15 protein-coding genes are annotated in these 13311 nt (G+C 75.0%); all 15 read left to right on the top strand.

The features are described 5' to 3' along the window. Positions 1–21: 21 nt before the first annotated feature. The 15 genes from ACIQOW_RS22720 (at position 22) to ACIQOW_RS22650 (ending at position 13302) form a co-directional block, all read left to right on the top strand. Positions 22–393: an FKBP-type peptidyl-prolyl cis-trans isomerase gene (locus tag ACIQOW_RS22720; RefSeq protein ID WP_401087758.1), complete on the top strand. Its 372-nt coding sequence runs from the start codon at positions 22–24 to the stop codon at positions 391–393. 199 nt (positions 394–592) lie between these two features. Then, a complete protein-coding gene (locus ACIQOW_RS22715) occupies positions 593–1567 on the top strand; it encodes a helix-turn-helix transcriptional regulator (protein WP_401087663.1) in 975 nt (324 codons plus the stop codon). Positions 1568–1593: 26 nt separating this feature from the next. Next, on the top strand, positions 1594–2520 hold the full coding sequence (locus ACIQOW_RS22710; RefSeq protein ID WP_188299097.1) for a YafY family protein: 927 nt from the start codon (positions 1594–1596) through the stop codon (positions 2518–2520). A gap of 3 nt (positions 2521–2523) precedes the next feature. Then, entirely contained in the window at positions 2524–2754 is a 231-nt protein-coding gene (locus ACIQOW_RS22705; protein WP_030055598.1) for a hypothetical protein, read from the top strand. 66 nt (positions 2755–2820) lie between these two features. Continuing rightward, positions 2821–3033 (top strand): hypothetical protein, encoded by a 213-nt coding sequence (locus ACIQOW_RS22700; protein ID WP_401087661.1) that lies wholly within the window; start codon positions 2821–2823, stop codon positions 3031–3033. Positions 3034–3224: 191 nt separating this feature from the next. Continuing rightward, complete coding sequence (tatA, locus tag ACIQOW_RS22695; protein WP_401087659.1) at positions 3225–3524, top strand: Sec-independent protein translocase subunit TatA; 300 nt, start codon at positions 3225–3227, stop codon at positions 3522–3524. Between the two features lie 163 nt (positions 3525–3687). Beyond that, positions 3688–4581: a twin-arginine translocase subunit TatC gene (gene tatC, locus ACIQOW_RS22690; RefSeq protein WP_401087756.1), complete on the top strand. Its 894-nt coding sequence runs from the start codon at positions 3688–3690 to the stop codon at positions 4579–4581. A gap of 198 nt (positions 4582–4779) precedes the next feature. Next, complete coding sequence (locus ACIQOW_RS22685; RefSeq protein ID WP_401087657.1) at positions 4780–5940, top strand: NAD(P)/FAD-dependent oxidoreductase; 1161 nt, start codon at positions 4780–4782, stop codon at positions 5938–5940. A 137-nt stretch (positions 5941–6077) separates the two neighbouring features. After that, complete coding sequence (locus ACIQOW_RS22680) at positions 6078–6395, top strand: (2Fe-2S)-binding protein (RefSeq protein ID WP_401087655.1); 318 nt, start codon at positions 6078–6080, stop codon at positions 6393–6395. Continuing rightward, positions 6376–7782, top strand: a complete 1407-nt coding sequence (locus tag ACIQOW_RS22675) for an NAD(P)/FAD-dependent oxidoreductase (protein ID WP_401087654.1) — start codon at positions 6376–6378, stop codon at positions 7780–7782. Before ACIQOW_RS22680 ends, ACIQOW_RS22675 begins: the two co-directional genes overlap by 20 nt. A 185-nt stretch (positions 7783–7967) precedes the next feature. After that, a complete protein-coding gene (locus tag ACIQOW_RS22670; protein ID WP_401087754.1) occupies positions 7968–8831 on the top strand; it encodes a dihydrodipicolinate synthase family protein in 864 nt (287 codons plus the stop codon). A gap of 103 nt (positions 8832–8934) precedes the next feature. Further along, the gene (locus ACIQOW_RS22665; RefSeq protein ID WP_401087652.1) at positions 8935–9939 is read left to right on the top strand and encodes a proline racemase family protein; all 1005 of its coding nucleotides are present in this window, start codon (positions 8935–8937) and stop codon (positions 9937–9939) included. A 50-nt stretch (positions 9940–9989) separates the two neighbouring features. Further along, positions 9990–11345, top strand: a complete 1356-nt coding sequence (locus ACIQOW_RS22660) for an aldehyde dehydrogenase family protein (protein WP_401087650.1) — start codon at positions 9990–9992, stop codon at positions 11343–11345. Then, the gene (locus ACIQOW_RS22655; RefSeq protein WP_401087648.1) at positions 11345–12373 is read left to right on the top strand and encodes a proline racemase family protein; all 1029 of its coding nucleotides are present in this window, start codon (positions 11345–11347) and stop codon (positions 12371–12373) included. Before ACIQOW_RS22660 ends, ACIQOW_RS22655 begins: the two co-directional genes overlap by 1 nt. Beyond that, complete coding sequence (locus ACIQOW_RS22650) at positions 12370–13302, top strand: ornithine cyclodeaminase family protein (RefSeq protein ID WP_401087646.1); 933 nt, start codon at positions 12370–12372, stop codon at positions 13300–13302. The genes ACIQOW_RS22655 and ACIQOW_RS22650 overlap by 4 nt, the downstream gene beginning before the upstream one ends. Positions 13303–13311: the final 9 nt, after the last annotated feature.

Genomic DNA, 13311 nt, shown 5'->3' with positions numbered 1-13311 from the left:
GTGAGAAGAGGGACCGTGAACCTGAACGAGAAGCCCGAGATCGACTTCCCGATCGGTGACGCTCCGAAGGAGCTGCAGATCCGCGACATCGTCGTCGGTGACGGCGCGGAGGCCAAGTCGGGCCAGGTCGTCAAGGTCCGCTACGTCGGCGTGACCTTCGAGACCGGTGAGGAGTTCGACGCGAGCTGGAACCGGAGCCCCAACGAGTTCAAGTTCCCGCTGGGCGGCGGCCGTGTCATCAAGGGCTGGGACCAGGGCGTCGTCGGCATGAAGGTGGGCGGCCGTCGCGAGCTGACCATCCCGTCGCACCTGGCGTACGGCGCCCAGTCGCCGACCTCGGCGATCCCGCCGCACTCGACCCTGATCTTCGTGGTCGACCTGCTGGGCGTCTGAGCCTGCCGAGACCGTGGGCCGGACCCCTCGGGGGGCCCGGCCCACGGGCCTGTCCGGGCCGGAACGGCCCGGCGCGGGCAGGAGGTGCGGGAGGCCGCTTTTGCCGTGCGTACCGCTACCGGTACGGTCGGTCCCGCCGGGTGGTGATCGCCCGGTTGGCGCACCCCGCGCGCGGCGCGGCACACCGGAAGGGTCAGCGATGGCGATCGCCAAGGCAGAGCGGCTGATGAATCTCGCCCTGTGCCTGATGAACACCAGACGTCCGCTCTCCAAGAAGGAGCTGCGGGAATCCGTCGAGGCGTACCGCGAGGCCTGGCAGAACGGCAGCGAGGACGCCTTCAACCGGATGTTCGAGCGGGACAAGGACGATCTGCGCGAGCTCGGTCTGGTGATCGACGTCGACGAGAGCACCCTGGACGGCGAACTCGGCTACCTGGCCCGCGCCGACCGCAACCGGCTGCCCGAGATCGCCCTGGACGCCGAGGAGGCGGCCGCGCTGACCCTGGCCGCCAGGGTCTGGCAGCAGGCCAAGATGTCCGGCGCGGCCAGCGGCGCCCTGCAGAAGCTGCGCGCGGCAGGGGTGCCGTTCACCGAGGCCGAGGGCCGGACCGCCCTGGAGCCGCGCATCCCCGCCCGGGAGGCCGCGTTCGAGCCGCTGCTCACCGCCGCCCGGGACCGCCGTCCGGTCACCTTCGAGTACCGCAAGGCCGGTGCCGCCGCCGTCGAGCAGCGCAGCGTGGAGCCGTGGGCGCTGGAGTGCTGGCGCGGGCACTGGTACCTGGCCGGGTACGACCGCGACCGGGGCGACGCCAGGGTGTTCCGGCTCAGCCGGATCACCGGCCGGGTGAAGACGAAGCCCGGGGCCTTCGTCGGCACCGTTCCCGAGCACGTGGACGTCCGGGCCACCGTGGCGAAGTTCGCCGGCGAGGGGGCCACCGCCAGCGCGACCGTCCGGGTCCGCCGGGGCGCCGGCTTCCCGCTGCGCACCAAGGCGCTGAGCAGCTCGCGGGTGGACGAGGTCTGGGACGAGCTGGAGATCCCGTACGGGAACGGGCTGGGCGCCGACCTGGCGGAGTTCGGGCCCGACGTGCTGGTGCTCGGGCCGGAGGAGCTGCGGGCGGATGTGATCGACCGGCTGCGGGCGGTCGCGGGTATCGAGGGAGAACGCGCGTGAGCAACGCCATCGACCAGACGCGACGGATGCTGTCGCTGGTCACCTACCTGCGCGAGCGGCCCGGGGCCGAGGTCGCCGAGGTGGCCAGGGCGTTCGGGATCAGCGAGCGCGAGCTGATCGGGGACCTCAACGTGCTGCCGATGTGCGGCACCAGCTTCCGCGGCGGTGACCTGCTCGACATCGACACCGACGGCGAGCGGATCTGGTGGCACAACGTCGACGACGTGGCCCAGCCGCTGCGGCTGGCCGCCGACGAGGCGACCGCGCTGCTGGTGGCCGCCCGTGCGGTGGCCGGGCTGCCCGGCCTGCGGGCCGGGGACCGGGAGGCGCTCACCCGGGCCGTCGCCAAGATCGAGAACGCGGCGGGGGAGAGCGCCGAGGGCAGCGCCAGGGTCGGGGTGACCTTCGAGGCGGAGAGCCACGTCTTCGCCGACATCGACCGGGCGCTCAGCGAGGGCCGCCGGCTCTGGCTGCGCTACTACTCGCACGGGCGCGGCGGGATGACCGAGCGCGAGGTCGACCCGATCCGGCTGCTCACCGAGGGCCACACCTACCTCGAGGCGTGGTGCCGCACCTCCGAGGACCACCGGATGTTCCGCCTCGACCGGGTCGCCGAGATCCGCGTCCTGGACGTCCCGGCCGACCCGCCCCGGCGCGAGCCGCGCGACCTGAGCGGCGGGCTGGTCAACCCGGCGGCGGACGACCCCGAGGTGGTGGTCGAGGTCTCCTCCGGCGGGCGCTGGGTGGCCGAGTACTACACCCACGACCGGGCCGAGGAGCTGCCGGACGGCGGCCTGCGGATCACCATGCGCAGCGCCGACCCCTCCCAGCTGCGCCCGCTGGCGCTGCGGCTGGGCCGGGACGGCCGGATCGTCTCGCCGCCGGAGCCGGCCGAGCAGGCGCGCTCGGCCGCGCGGGAGGCGCTGGCCGCCTACGGGGAGGGGCGGGCCTGAGCGGTGGAACCCGGGACCAGATTCAAGGTGTACTGCTCCGAGTGCCGGGAGAAGGTCGAGCTCCCGGCCGAGGAGTTCCGGCTGACCCTCGGTCGCACCCCGGCCCAGGCGCACTACAGCTTCGGTTGCCCGCGGTGCGGGGCGGCGGTGCGCAAGCCGGCCGGGGAGAAGATCGTCGAGGCGCTCACCGGGGCCGGGGTGCGCACCATGCGGCTCGTGCCGGCGGAGGGCTGACGCCCGTCCCGGCGGGGGCCGGCGCTCGTCCCGGCGGGGGACCGGCCCCCGTATAGGGTGGGGCGCATGTCCTGGATGCTCGTCGCCGCCGTCCTGCTCGCCACCGCGGGCCTGCTGGTCCTCGGGGTCCTCGCGATCCGGCTCTGGCTGGACGTACGGGCGCTCGCCGAGGGCGTGGACCGGGCCGCGCGGGCGCTGGCCGTGGCGGCCGAGGACCTGGCGGACGCGGTGCCCGGCGGAGGCGACCGGGCCGCGGAGCACAGCGCCCCGGCCGCATAGCACGGCGGGAACCGCGGGGGTACGGGGACTGCTGCGAGCGGGTGGGGGCGGGTTACGCTCTCAAGTGGCTCCTGAACCGCGTACCGGGGGCCGCTGTCCCGTTCGGGCGGCCGTCGTCGTGGCGTCATCCGCAGCGGTTACCATCCGCAGCGGACGGCCCGTCGGGCCGCCATGACTGAAGGTGGTCGCGCATGCGCATCTCGATGACTGCGATCGTGGTGATCGTGGTTCTCGCCATCGTGCTGTTCGGAGCCAAGCGGCTGCCGGACCTGGCGCGCTCGCTGGGCAAGTCGATGCGGATCCTGAAGAGCGAGGCCCAGGCGATGCGTTCGGACGGCGAGTCCGAGCCGCAGGCCGCTCCGGCTCCGGCGCCGGTGGCCGGCACCGCGGGCAGGGCCGTCCAGTCCGCTCCGGGCGCGTCGGCCACGGCCCGTCCGGTGACCGAGCCCGCCGCCGGGGCCTCCGCACCCGACGGCGACCGCCCGCACTGAGCGCGGGGCACGTGACGCGCCTGACGCGCGTCGCACGTCCGGCGTGCGCGACGCACGCGACCACGGAGGCCCGTCGACCGGCGGGCCCCGACGCACGAGTTGAGGACCGGGGTTGAGCAAGCTCTCCAAGGCGTCGAAGACGTCAAAGGATCCTGAGGGGCGGATGGCCCTCGCCGACCACCTGAGGGAACTGCGCAACCGCGTGGTCAAGTCGGTCCTGGCGATCGTGCTGATCACCATCGTGGCGGCGATCTACCACAAGCAGCTGGAGGACTTCCTCCTGAAGCCGCTGCCGCGGTGCGACACCAAGGAGCTGGCCGAGCACTACCACGGCAAGTGCGCCCAGGTCTCCAACATCGGTCTGACCTCCGGCTTCACCTGGATGCTCAAGGTGGCCCTGACGGCCGGCGTGGTCGGGACCGTGCCGATCTGGCTCTACCAGGTCTGGGCCTTCGTGGCGCCCGGTCTGCACCGGCACGAGAAGAAGTACACGGTCGTCTTCCTGCTCTGCGGGACGCCGCTGTTCCTGGCCGGTGTGGCCGTGGCCATCCTGGTGCTGCCGACCACGGTCGACGTGCTGATCTCGTTCACCCCGAACAACACCACGCCGATCCTGCCGCCCGAGGACTACTTCGACATCGCCACCCGGATGGTGCTGGTCTTCGGCCTCGCCTTCGAGTTCCCGCTGCTGCTGGTGATGCTGAACGTCATCGGCATGGTCACCGGCAAGCGGCTGCTGGGCTGGTGGCGCGGCATGGTCATGGGCATCACGGTGTTCGCCGCCTTCGCCACGCCGAGCGCCGACCCGCTGAGCATGCTCGCGCTGGCCGCGCCGATCTGGGCGCTGTACTTCATCGCGGTGGCGATCGCGATCTTCAACGACAAGCGCAAGGCCCGCCGCAACCCGGACGCCGGGCTGGACGACGAGGAGGCCTCGCAGCTGGACCTCTCGGTGCAGCCGGTGTCGGGCGCGGAGAACGTCCAGGCCTCGGCGGCCCCGGCGGCCGGTGCGGCCGTGCCGGCGTCCCGCCGTGAGGAGATGGACGACATCACCTGAGCCGGCCGGCCCTGAGGGAGCCCCGGTCCGCCGCCGCCGAGCGGTGGGCCGGGGCTCTTCGCTGCCCGGGCCCCGGTACTGCCCCGCCCCGGCAAGGCCAGGCCCCGGCTGCCGATCCGGACTTTCCGCTGGTCGGGGGGTTCGCGGGTTTCGGCGGGTGGTCTTGGCAGCTTGCATGGCATGTGACATATTACTGGTGTGCTGAAGACCGAAAGACCTCCCCTGGACGTCGTCGTGGTCGGCGCCGGCGTGGTCGGCGCCGCCTGCGCCTACTACGCCGCCCGCGCCGGGCTCGCCGTCGCCGTCGTGGACCGCGGGCCGGTGGCCGGCGGCACCACCGGCGCGGGCGAGGGCAACCTGCTGGTCTCCGACAAGGAGCCGGGCCCGGAACTCGACCTCGCCCTGCTCAGCACCCGGCTCTGGCGGGAACTCGCCGAGCTGATCGGCCCGGCGATCGAGTACGAGCCCAAGGGTGGGGTGGTCGTCGCCTCGACCGCCGCTGGGCAGGACGCGCTGCGCGCCTTCGCCGCCGGGCAGCGGGAGGTCGGGGTCGAGGCCGAGGAGGTGCCCGGCGAGCGGCTGCGCGAGCTGGAACCGCACCTCGCCGAGGGCCTGGCCGGAGGCTTCCACTACCCGCAGGACGCCCAGGTCCAGCCCGCCCTCGCCGCCGCCCACCTGCTGCGCGAGGCCCGCCGGATGGGCGCCGCGCTGTTCACCGGGGAGAGCGTCACCGCCGTCGACCGGGGGCCGGACGGCGTCGTGCGCGGCGTGCGGACCGACCGGCGCCGGCTGGCCGCCCCCGCCGTGGTGAACGCGGCCGGCACCTGGGGCGGCGAGCTGGCCGCACTGGCCGGCGTGCACCTGCCGGTGCTGCCCCGGCGCGGCTTCGTGCTGGTCACCGAGCCGCTGCCGCGGGTAGTCCGGCACAAGGTCTACTCCGCCGACTACGTGGCCAACGTGGCCAGCGGCTCGGCCGGGCTGGAGACCTCCGCCGTGATCGAGGGCACCCCGGGCGGGCCGGTGCTGATCGGCGCCAGCCGGGAGCGGGTCGGCTTCGACCGCACGCTCTCCCAGGAGGTGCTGAGCCGGCTCGCCGCCCAGGCCGCGGGGCTCTTCCCGGTGCTCGCCGGTGTCACGGTGATGCGCACCTACCGGGGCTTCCGGCCGTACCTGCCGGACCACCTGCCGGCCATCGGCGAGGACCCCAGGGTGCCCGGGCTGTACCACGCCTGCGGGCACGAGGGGGCCGGCATCGGGCTGGCCCCGGCGACCGGGCTGCTGATCAGCGAGCAGCTCACCGGCAAACGGCCGGAGCCGGACCTCGCGCCGTTCCGGGCGGACCGCTTCCCGTCCGGGTGACAGCGCGACCGCCTGAGCAGGCTCCCGCGAGAGCCCGAGCAGGCTCCCGCGACCGCCTGAATGGCTGCGCCCGAGACCTGCCGAACGCCCGACACCGCCCACATATGAGATTCCGTCCTGGATTGGAGAAGCCGCCGATGCGCCGCCGCACCCCCGCCGGGCTGGTCGAGGCCGAGCCCGGGCCCGCCCACCACATCGAGTTCGACGGGCGGCCCGTCCCCGCGCTGCCCGGGCAGTCGGTCGCCGCCGCGCTCTGGGCCGACGGCGTGCTCGCCTGGCGCACCACCAGGGTCGGCGGCAGGCCGCGCGGGGCGTTCTGCGGGATCGGCGCCTGCTTCGACTGCCTGGCCACCGTGGACGGCCGCCCCAACCAGCGCACCTGCCTGATCCCCGCCGAGCCCGGCACCACCGTCACCACCCAGGAGGGCCACGGCCGTGCCGACCTCGCCGTCTGACTCCCCGCTGTACGACCTCGCGGTGGTCGGTGCGGGCCCGGCCGGGCTCGCCGCCGCCGTCACCGCCGCCGACCTCGGGCTGCGCTGCGTCCTGCTGGACGGCGGGCCGAGCACCGGCGGGCAGTACTACCGCCACCCGGCGCCGGGCCTCGGCGCGGCCAGGCCGGACCGGCTGCACCACCACTGGTCCGTCTACACCGGCCTGGCCGAGCGGCTCGCCGCGCACGAGGACGCCGAGCGGGCCGCCTTCCTGGCCGGACACCAGGTCTGGGCGCTGGAGCGCACCGGGGACGGCTTCGCGGTGCACGTCACCCGCGGTCCCGGGAGCACCGACCGGGCCACCGTCCGGTCCCGGGCGGTGCTGCTCGCCACCGGCGCGTACGAGCGGCAGCTGCCGTTCCCCGGCTGGACCCTGCCCGGGGTGGTCACCGCGGGCGGCGCCCAGGCCATGCTCAAGGCCGGGCTGGTGCTGCCGGGGAAGCGGATCGTGGTGGCCGGGAGCGGCCCGCTGCTGCTCGCGGCGGCCTCCTCGCTGGTCACCGCGGGGGCCGAGGTGCCCGCGGTGGTCGAGGCCACCGCCTACCTCGGGTACCTGCGGCGCCCCGGCGTGCTGGCGGGCGTGCCCGGCAAGCTGGTCGAGGGCGCCGGGCACGGCCGTGCGCTGCTGCGCCACGGCGTCCGGCTGCGGCCACGCAGCGCGGTGGTCGAGGCGCACGGGGCGGACCGGGTCACCGGAGTCACGGTGGCCGGACTGGACGCCGACTGGCGGCCGCGGCCCGGCACGGAGCGGCGGATCGAGTGCGACGCGCTCGCCGTCGGCCACGGACTGCTCCCGCAGATCGACCTGGCCACCGAGCTGGGTGCGCGGACCCTCACCGGGCCGGACGGCGCGGTCGCGCTGGAGGTCGACGCCCGGCTGCGCACCAGTGTGCCCGGCCTCTGGTCGGCGGGGGAGACCAACGGCGTCGGCGGCGCCGACCTCGCGATCGCCGAGGGCGAGCTGGCCGCGCACGCGGTGGCCGGGAGGCAGCCGGCGGCCGTGCTGCTGCGCCGCCGCTCGCGGCTGCGGGCCTTCGCCGGGCTGATGGCCGCGGCCCACCGGCCGGGCCAGGGCTGGACCGGCTGGCTGCGTCCCGACACCGACGTCTGCCGGTGCGAGGAGGTGCCGGTGGCGGCGATCAGGGAGGCCGTCGAGGAGTTGGGCGCGGGCGATCCGCGCACCGTCAAGCTGCTCACCCGGGCCGGGATGGGCTGGTGTCAGGGCCGGATGTGCGGTCCGGCCGTGGCCTGCCTGGCCGGCCCGGGTGAGCCGTCACCGGACCGGCGGCCGCTGGGCTGCCCGGTGCCGCTCTCCCAGCTGGCGGCGGGGCCGACCCCGGAGGTGTAGGGCGCGTCCGGCAGTTCGCGTCGCGCACCCGGCGGGAATCGTCGGACACGCCCCTGGGCTCGCCGTCGAAGGGCGGGCCGGGGACCTTGTCTCCGGCCCGTCCACTCTAGTAAAATGTCACACCTCATCTAGGAGCTCATGTGTCCATCACCCAGCACGACACCACCCGTCCCTGGCGCGGCATCATGGTCGCCACCACGCTTCCGCTGCGCCCGGACCAGTCCGTCGACTACGACGCCTACGCCGAGCACGTCCGCTGGCTGATCGACTCCGGCTGCGAGGGCGTCGTCCCCAACGGCTCGCTCGGCGAGTACCAGACGCTCACCGCAGAGGAGCGCGCCAAGGTCGTCGAGGTCGCCGTCGAGGCGGCCGGTGACGGCTCCCGGGTCATGCCGGGCGTGGCCGCCTACGGCAGCGCCGAGTCCCGCCGCTGGGCCGAGCAGGCCGCCGAGGCCGGTGCCGGCTCCGTCCTGCTGCTGCCGCCGAACGCCTTCCGGGCCGACCACGCCTCGGTGCGCGCCCACTACGCCGAGGTCGCCAAGGCGGGCCTGCCGATCGTGGCGTACAACAACCCGATCGACACCAAGGTCGACCTCGTCCCCGCGCTGCTCGCCCAGCTGCACGCCGAGGGCTCGATCGTCGCGGTCAAGGAGTTCAGCGGCGACGTCCGCCGGGCGTACGAGATCGCCGAGCTGGCCCCCGGGCTGGACCTGCTGATCGGCGCCGACGACGTGCTGCTGGAGCTGGCGCTCGCGGGTGCGGTCGGCTGGATCGCCGGCTACCCGAACGCGCTGCCGGCCGCCTCGGTGGCGCTCTACGACGCGGCCGTCTCCAAGGACCTGGAGAGCGCGCTGCCGCTCTACAAGTCGCTGCACTCGCTGCTGCGCTGGGACTCCAAGACCGAGTTCGTCCAGGCCATCAAGCTCTCCATGGACATCGCCGGGCGCCCCGGCGGCCCGGTCCGCGCCCCGCGCGGGCCGCTCGCCCCGGAGATCGAGGCGGCCGTCCGCGCGGCCACCGAGAAGGCGCTGGCCGACGGCCACCTCTGAGCCCCGCCCGCTTCGGGACCGCCAGGCCGGCTGCGGCGGCAGCCGGCCTGGCCCCGCGGGCCTGTCCTGCCGACCATCCGAACCTGTACGGGAGTTGTGACCCATGCGCAGCCGTCACGTGTTCCATGCCGTCGACTCGCACACCGAGGGCATGCCGACCCGGGTGATCACCGGCGGCTTCGGCGTCATCCCCGGCGCCACCATGGCCGAGCGCCGGGTGCACTTCCAGCAGCACCTGGACCACTTCCGCACCCTGCTGATGTACGAGCCGCGCGGCCACGCGGCGATGAGCGGCGCGATCCTCCAGCCGCCGACCCGGCCGGACGCCGACTTCGGGGTGCTCTACATCGAGGTCTCCGGACTGCTGCCGATGTGCGGCCACGGCACCATCGGGGTCGCCACCGTGCTGGTCGAGACCGGGATGGTGCCGGTGGTCGAGCCGGTCACCACCGTCCGGCTGGACACCCCGGCCGGACTCGTGGTCGCCGAGGTGCGGGTCGAGGACGGCGCCGCCAAGGCGGTGACCATCCGCAACGTGCCGGCCTACTCGGTCGCCCTGGACCGCAAGATCGAGGTGCCCGGCCACGGCACGGTGAACTACGACCTCGCGTACGGCGGCAACTTCTACGCCATCCTGCCGCTCGCCGAGTTCGGACTGCCCTTCGAACGCGAGCGCAAGCAGGACATCATGGACGCCGGCCTGGCGATGATGGACGCGATCAACGCGAGCCAGGACCGGCCGGTGCACCCGGAGGACCCGTCCATCCACAGCTGCCACCACGTCCAGCTGCTCGCCCCCGGCTCCACCGCCGAACACTCCCGGCACGCGATGGCCATCCACCCCGGCTGGTTCGACCGCTCGCCCTGCGGCACCGGCACCTCGGCGCGGATGGCCCAGCTGCACGCGCGCGGCGAACTGCCGCTCGGGCGGGACTTCCGCAACGACTCCTTCATCGGGACCACCTTCACCGGTCGGCTCGTCGAGGAGACCGAGGTGGCCGGCCGGCCCGCGGTGGTGCCCACCGTCACCGGGCGGGCCTGGGTCACGGGCACCGCCCAGTACTTCCTCGACCCGAGCGACCCGTTCCCGGCGGGCTTCCTGCTCTGACCTCCCCTACCTCCTTCGTTCTCGTACCTCCCCCCGAAGGGCTGCTGGCTGTGACCATCACCTCGTACAACCCCGCCGATCCGGACGACCTCGTGGTCGCCGTCGAGGAGCCAGGAGCCGAGGCCGTGCGGGCCGCCGTCGGGCGGGCCCGGTCGGCGCAGCGCGACTGGCTCGCCGCCGGCGCGGGCGCCCGGTCGGCGGCGCTCGGCCGGATCGCGGACGCCGTGGAGGCGCACGCCCACGAGCTGGCCGCGCTGATCGTGCGCGAGGTCGGCAAGCCGCTCGCCGAGGCGCTCGGCGAGGTCGCCCGCACGGCGGCGATCTGGCGCTACTACGCGCAGGCGCCGTACGCGCCGTCCGGGGCCGTGCACGAGACCGCCGCCGGGCCGGGGCTGCTGCTCACCAGGCGCCGCCCGTACGGGGTGGCCGGGCTGATCACGCCGTGGAACTTCCCGCTGGCGATCCCGACCTGGAAGGCCGCCCCGGCGCTCGCCGTCGGCAACGCCGTGGTGCTCAAGCCCGCCCCCGAGGCGACGGCCTGCGCGCTGCGGCTGGCGGAGCTGGCCGGGCTGCCCGAGGACGTGTTCACCGTGCTGCCCGGCGGCGCCGAGGAGGGCACCGCGCTGGTGGACTCCACCGACGTGGTCTCCTTCACCGGCTCGACCGGCGTCGGCCGGGCCGTGGTGCGGGCCGCCACCGAGCGCGGCGTGCCGGTGCAGGCCGAACTCGGCGGGCTGAACGCCGCGCTGGTGCTGCCGGACGCCGACATCGCGCAGGCCGCCGGGCACATCGCCGCGGCCGTCGCCGGGTACGCCGGGCAGAAGTGCACCGCCACCAGCCGGGTGATCGCGGTCGGCGCCGCGTACGAGCCGCTGCGCGAGGCGCTGGTCAAGGCGCTGGCGGCGGTCGACGACGCGGTGTGCGGACCGGTGATCAACGCCGCCGCGCGGGAGCGCCTGACCGGCGCCGTCTCCTCGGCCGTCGAGGCCGGGGCGAGCGTGCTCACCGGCGGCCGGGTGCCCGAGCGGGCCGGCTGGTACGTCGAGCCGACCCTGCTCGCCGAGGTGCCGGCCGGACACCCGCTGGCGAGCGAGGAGTTCTTCGGCCCGATCGCGGTGCTGCACGCCGCGGCAGACCTGGACGAGGCCGTCGCGCTCGCCAACGACACCCCGCACAGCCTCGCCACCTCGGTGCACACCCGCAGCCTGGACGTGGCGCTGGCCGCCGCCGACCGGCTGGACGCGGGCATGATCCGGGTCAACGCCCCGTCCAGCGGCGTCGACTTCCACCTGCCCTTCGGCGGGGCCAAGGGCGCGAGCCACGGCGACCGCGAACAGGGCCAGGCCGCCCTGGACTTCTACACCGTCAGCCGGACCGTCAGCGTGCTGCCGGGAGGTGCCCTCTGATGTTCGTCCGCACCGTCGACTACCACACGGCCGGCGAGCCGTTCCGGATCGTGCTGGACGGCGTGCCGCCGATCCCCGGCGACACCGTCGCCGAACGCCGCGCCATCGCCCTCGGCGCGGGCGGCAGCGCGACCGCGCCCCGGCCCAGCGCCCTGGACGAGATCCGGCAGCTGCTCAGCCGCGAGCCGCGCGGCCACGCCGGGATGTACGGCGGCTTCCTGGTGCCGCCGGACGACGACGAGGCGCACCTCGGCGTGCTGTTCTGGCACAAGGACGGCTACTCCACCGCGTGCGGGCACGGCACCATCGCGCTCGGCGCCTGGGCCGTGGACTCCGGACTGGTGACGGCCCCCGAGGACGGCGTGGCACGGGTCAGGATCGACGTCCCCTCCGGCCGGGTCACCGCGCTGGTGCACCGGGCCGGTGGCCGGACCACCGGGGTGACCTTCCGCAACGTGCCCAGCCGGGTGACCGCGCTGAAGCTGCCGGTGCGCACCTCGCACGGCACCGTGGAGGTCGCCGTGGCGCACTCCGGCGCCTGCTACGCCTCGGTGCCCGCCGCGGCCTTCGGGCTCGCCGTGGAGCCGGGGAAGCTGGCCGAACTCACCGCCGTGGGACGGGAGATCAGGGCGGCGCTGGCCGGGTCCGAGGCGGTCGCGCACCCGACCGACCCCCGCCTCTCGGGCGTGTACGGGGTCATCCTGCACGACGAACTGCCGTCCGAGGACGGGGTGCTGTACCAGCGGAACGTCACCGTCTTCGCGGACGGGCAGATCGACCGCTCGCCCTGCGGCTCCGGCACCTCGGCCCGGCTCGCGGTGCTCGCCGCCGAGGGGCGGCTGGCCCCCGGCGAGCCGCTGCGCCACGAGTCGGTCATCGGCACGGTCTTCAGCGGCCGGGTCCTCCCGGGCGGCGACCCGCGGGGCGAGGGCGTGGTCACCGAGGTCGGCGGGACGGCCTTCCGCACCGGCGAGCACGGCTTCGTGCTGGAGCCGGGCGACGAGCTGGGAACGGGGTTCCTGCTGTGAGTCCAACCGCAAAGCCCGGCACGGCAATTGTGCCGCTCCAGTACGCCGTGGCGGGAACCGGCGGCGTCGGGCCGACCGGTGCGGTGGGGGCGATCGAGCGGGTGCTGCTGGACGGGTTCGACCCGGAAGCGGCACCCGCCCGGTCGGCCGTGCCGGTACCCGCCGGAGAACTGCTGCTGATGCCGGCCGCCGCCGGGCGGTACGCGGGCGTGAAGATCGCCGGGGTGGCACCCGCCAACCCGGAGCGGGGGCTGCCCCGGATCACCGGCAGCTACCTGCTGCTGGACGGGCCCACCCTGCAACCGCTCGCCCTGCTGGACGGCGCCGCGCTCACCGCGCTGCGCACGCCCGCCGTCACCGCGGCCGCGCTGCGGCGCCTCGCGGTGCCGGACGCGGAGCACCTGGTGCTGTTCGGCTCAGGACCCCAGGCCTACGGGCACCTGGACGCGCTGCTCGCCGTCCGGCCGCTACGCCGGCTCACCGTGGTGGCGCGCAACGCCGAGCGGGCGCAGGCGCTGGCGGCGTACGGGCGGGGGCTCGGGCTGACGGCCGAGGCCGGCGGGCCGGAGGCGGTCCGCGACGCGGACCTGGTGGTCTGCTGCACCACCGCGCGCACGCCGCTGTTCGACGGTGCGCTGGTGCCGGCGCACGCAGCGGTGGCGGCGGTCGGCTCGCACGAGCCGGACGCCCGCGAGGTCGACGAAATGCTGGTCCGGCGGGCCGAGCTGTACGTGGAGGCGCGTACGGTCGCGGCCCGGGAGGCCGGGGACCTGCTGATGGCCGGCGTGGCCGGGCGGCAGCTGTGGAACCTCGCCGAACTGGTGCGCGGTGACGCGCTGGTGCCGGACGGGCGGCCGCGGTTCTTCAAGAGCGTCGGGATGGCCTGGGAGGACCTGGCCGTCGCGGCGGAGGTGTACCGGCAGCAGTAGCCGTCCGGC

Origin of the sequence: Kitasatospora sp. NPDC091335, assembly GCF_044757205.1 — a bacterium.
Lineage (GTDB): Bacteria > Actinomycetota > Actinomycetes > Streptomycetales > Streptomycetaceae > Kitasatospora.
Note: the sequence above shows the minus strand (reverse complement) of the source record. Positions and strands in the feature narration are given on the sequence as shown.

Excerpts from the sequence above, each read along its gene's own strand:
- ACIQOW_RS22715 (WP_401087663.1), top strand. The coding sequence starts at position 593 with ATGGCGATCGCCAAGGCAGAGCGGCTGATGAATCTCGCCCTGTGCCTG.
- ACIQOW_RS22710 (WP_188299097.1), top strand. The coding sequence starts at position 1,594 with ATGCTGTCGCTGGTCACCTACCTGCGCGAGCGGCCCGGGGCCGAGGTC.
- ACIQOW_RS22700 (WP_401087661.1), top strand. The coding sequence starts at position 2,821 with ATGTCCTGGATGCTCGTCGCCGCCGTCCTGCTCGCCACCGCGGGCCTG.
- tatA (WP_401087659.1), top strand. The coding sequence starts at position 3,225 with ATGCGCATCTCGATGACTGCGATCGTGGTGATCGTGGTTCTCGCCATC.
- tatC (WP_401087756.1), top strand. The coding sequence starts at position 3,688 with ATGGCCCTCGCCGACCACCTGAGGGAACTGCGCAACCGCGTGGTCAAG.
- ACIQOW_RS22680 (WP_401087655.1), top strand. The coding sequence starts at position 6,078 with ATGCGCCGCCGCACCCCCGCCGGGCTGGTCGAGGCCGAGCCCGGGCCC.
- ACIQOW_RS22670 (WP_401087754.1), top strand. The coding sequence starts at position 7,968 with ATGGTCGCCACCACGCTTCCGCTGCGCCCGGACCAGTCCGTCGACTAC.
- ACIQOW_RS22665 (WP_401087652.1), top strand. The coding sequence starts at position 8,935 with ATGCGCAGCCGTCACGTGTTCCATGCCGTCGACTCGCACACCGAGGGC.
- ACIQOW_RS22655 (WP_401087648.1), top strand. The coding sequence starts at position 11,345 with ATGTTCGTCCGCACCGTCGACTACCACACGGCCGGCGAGCCGTTCCGG.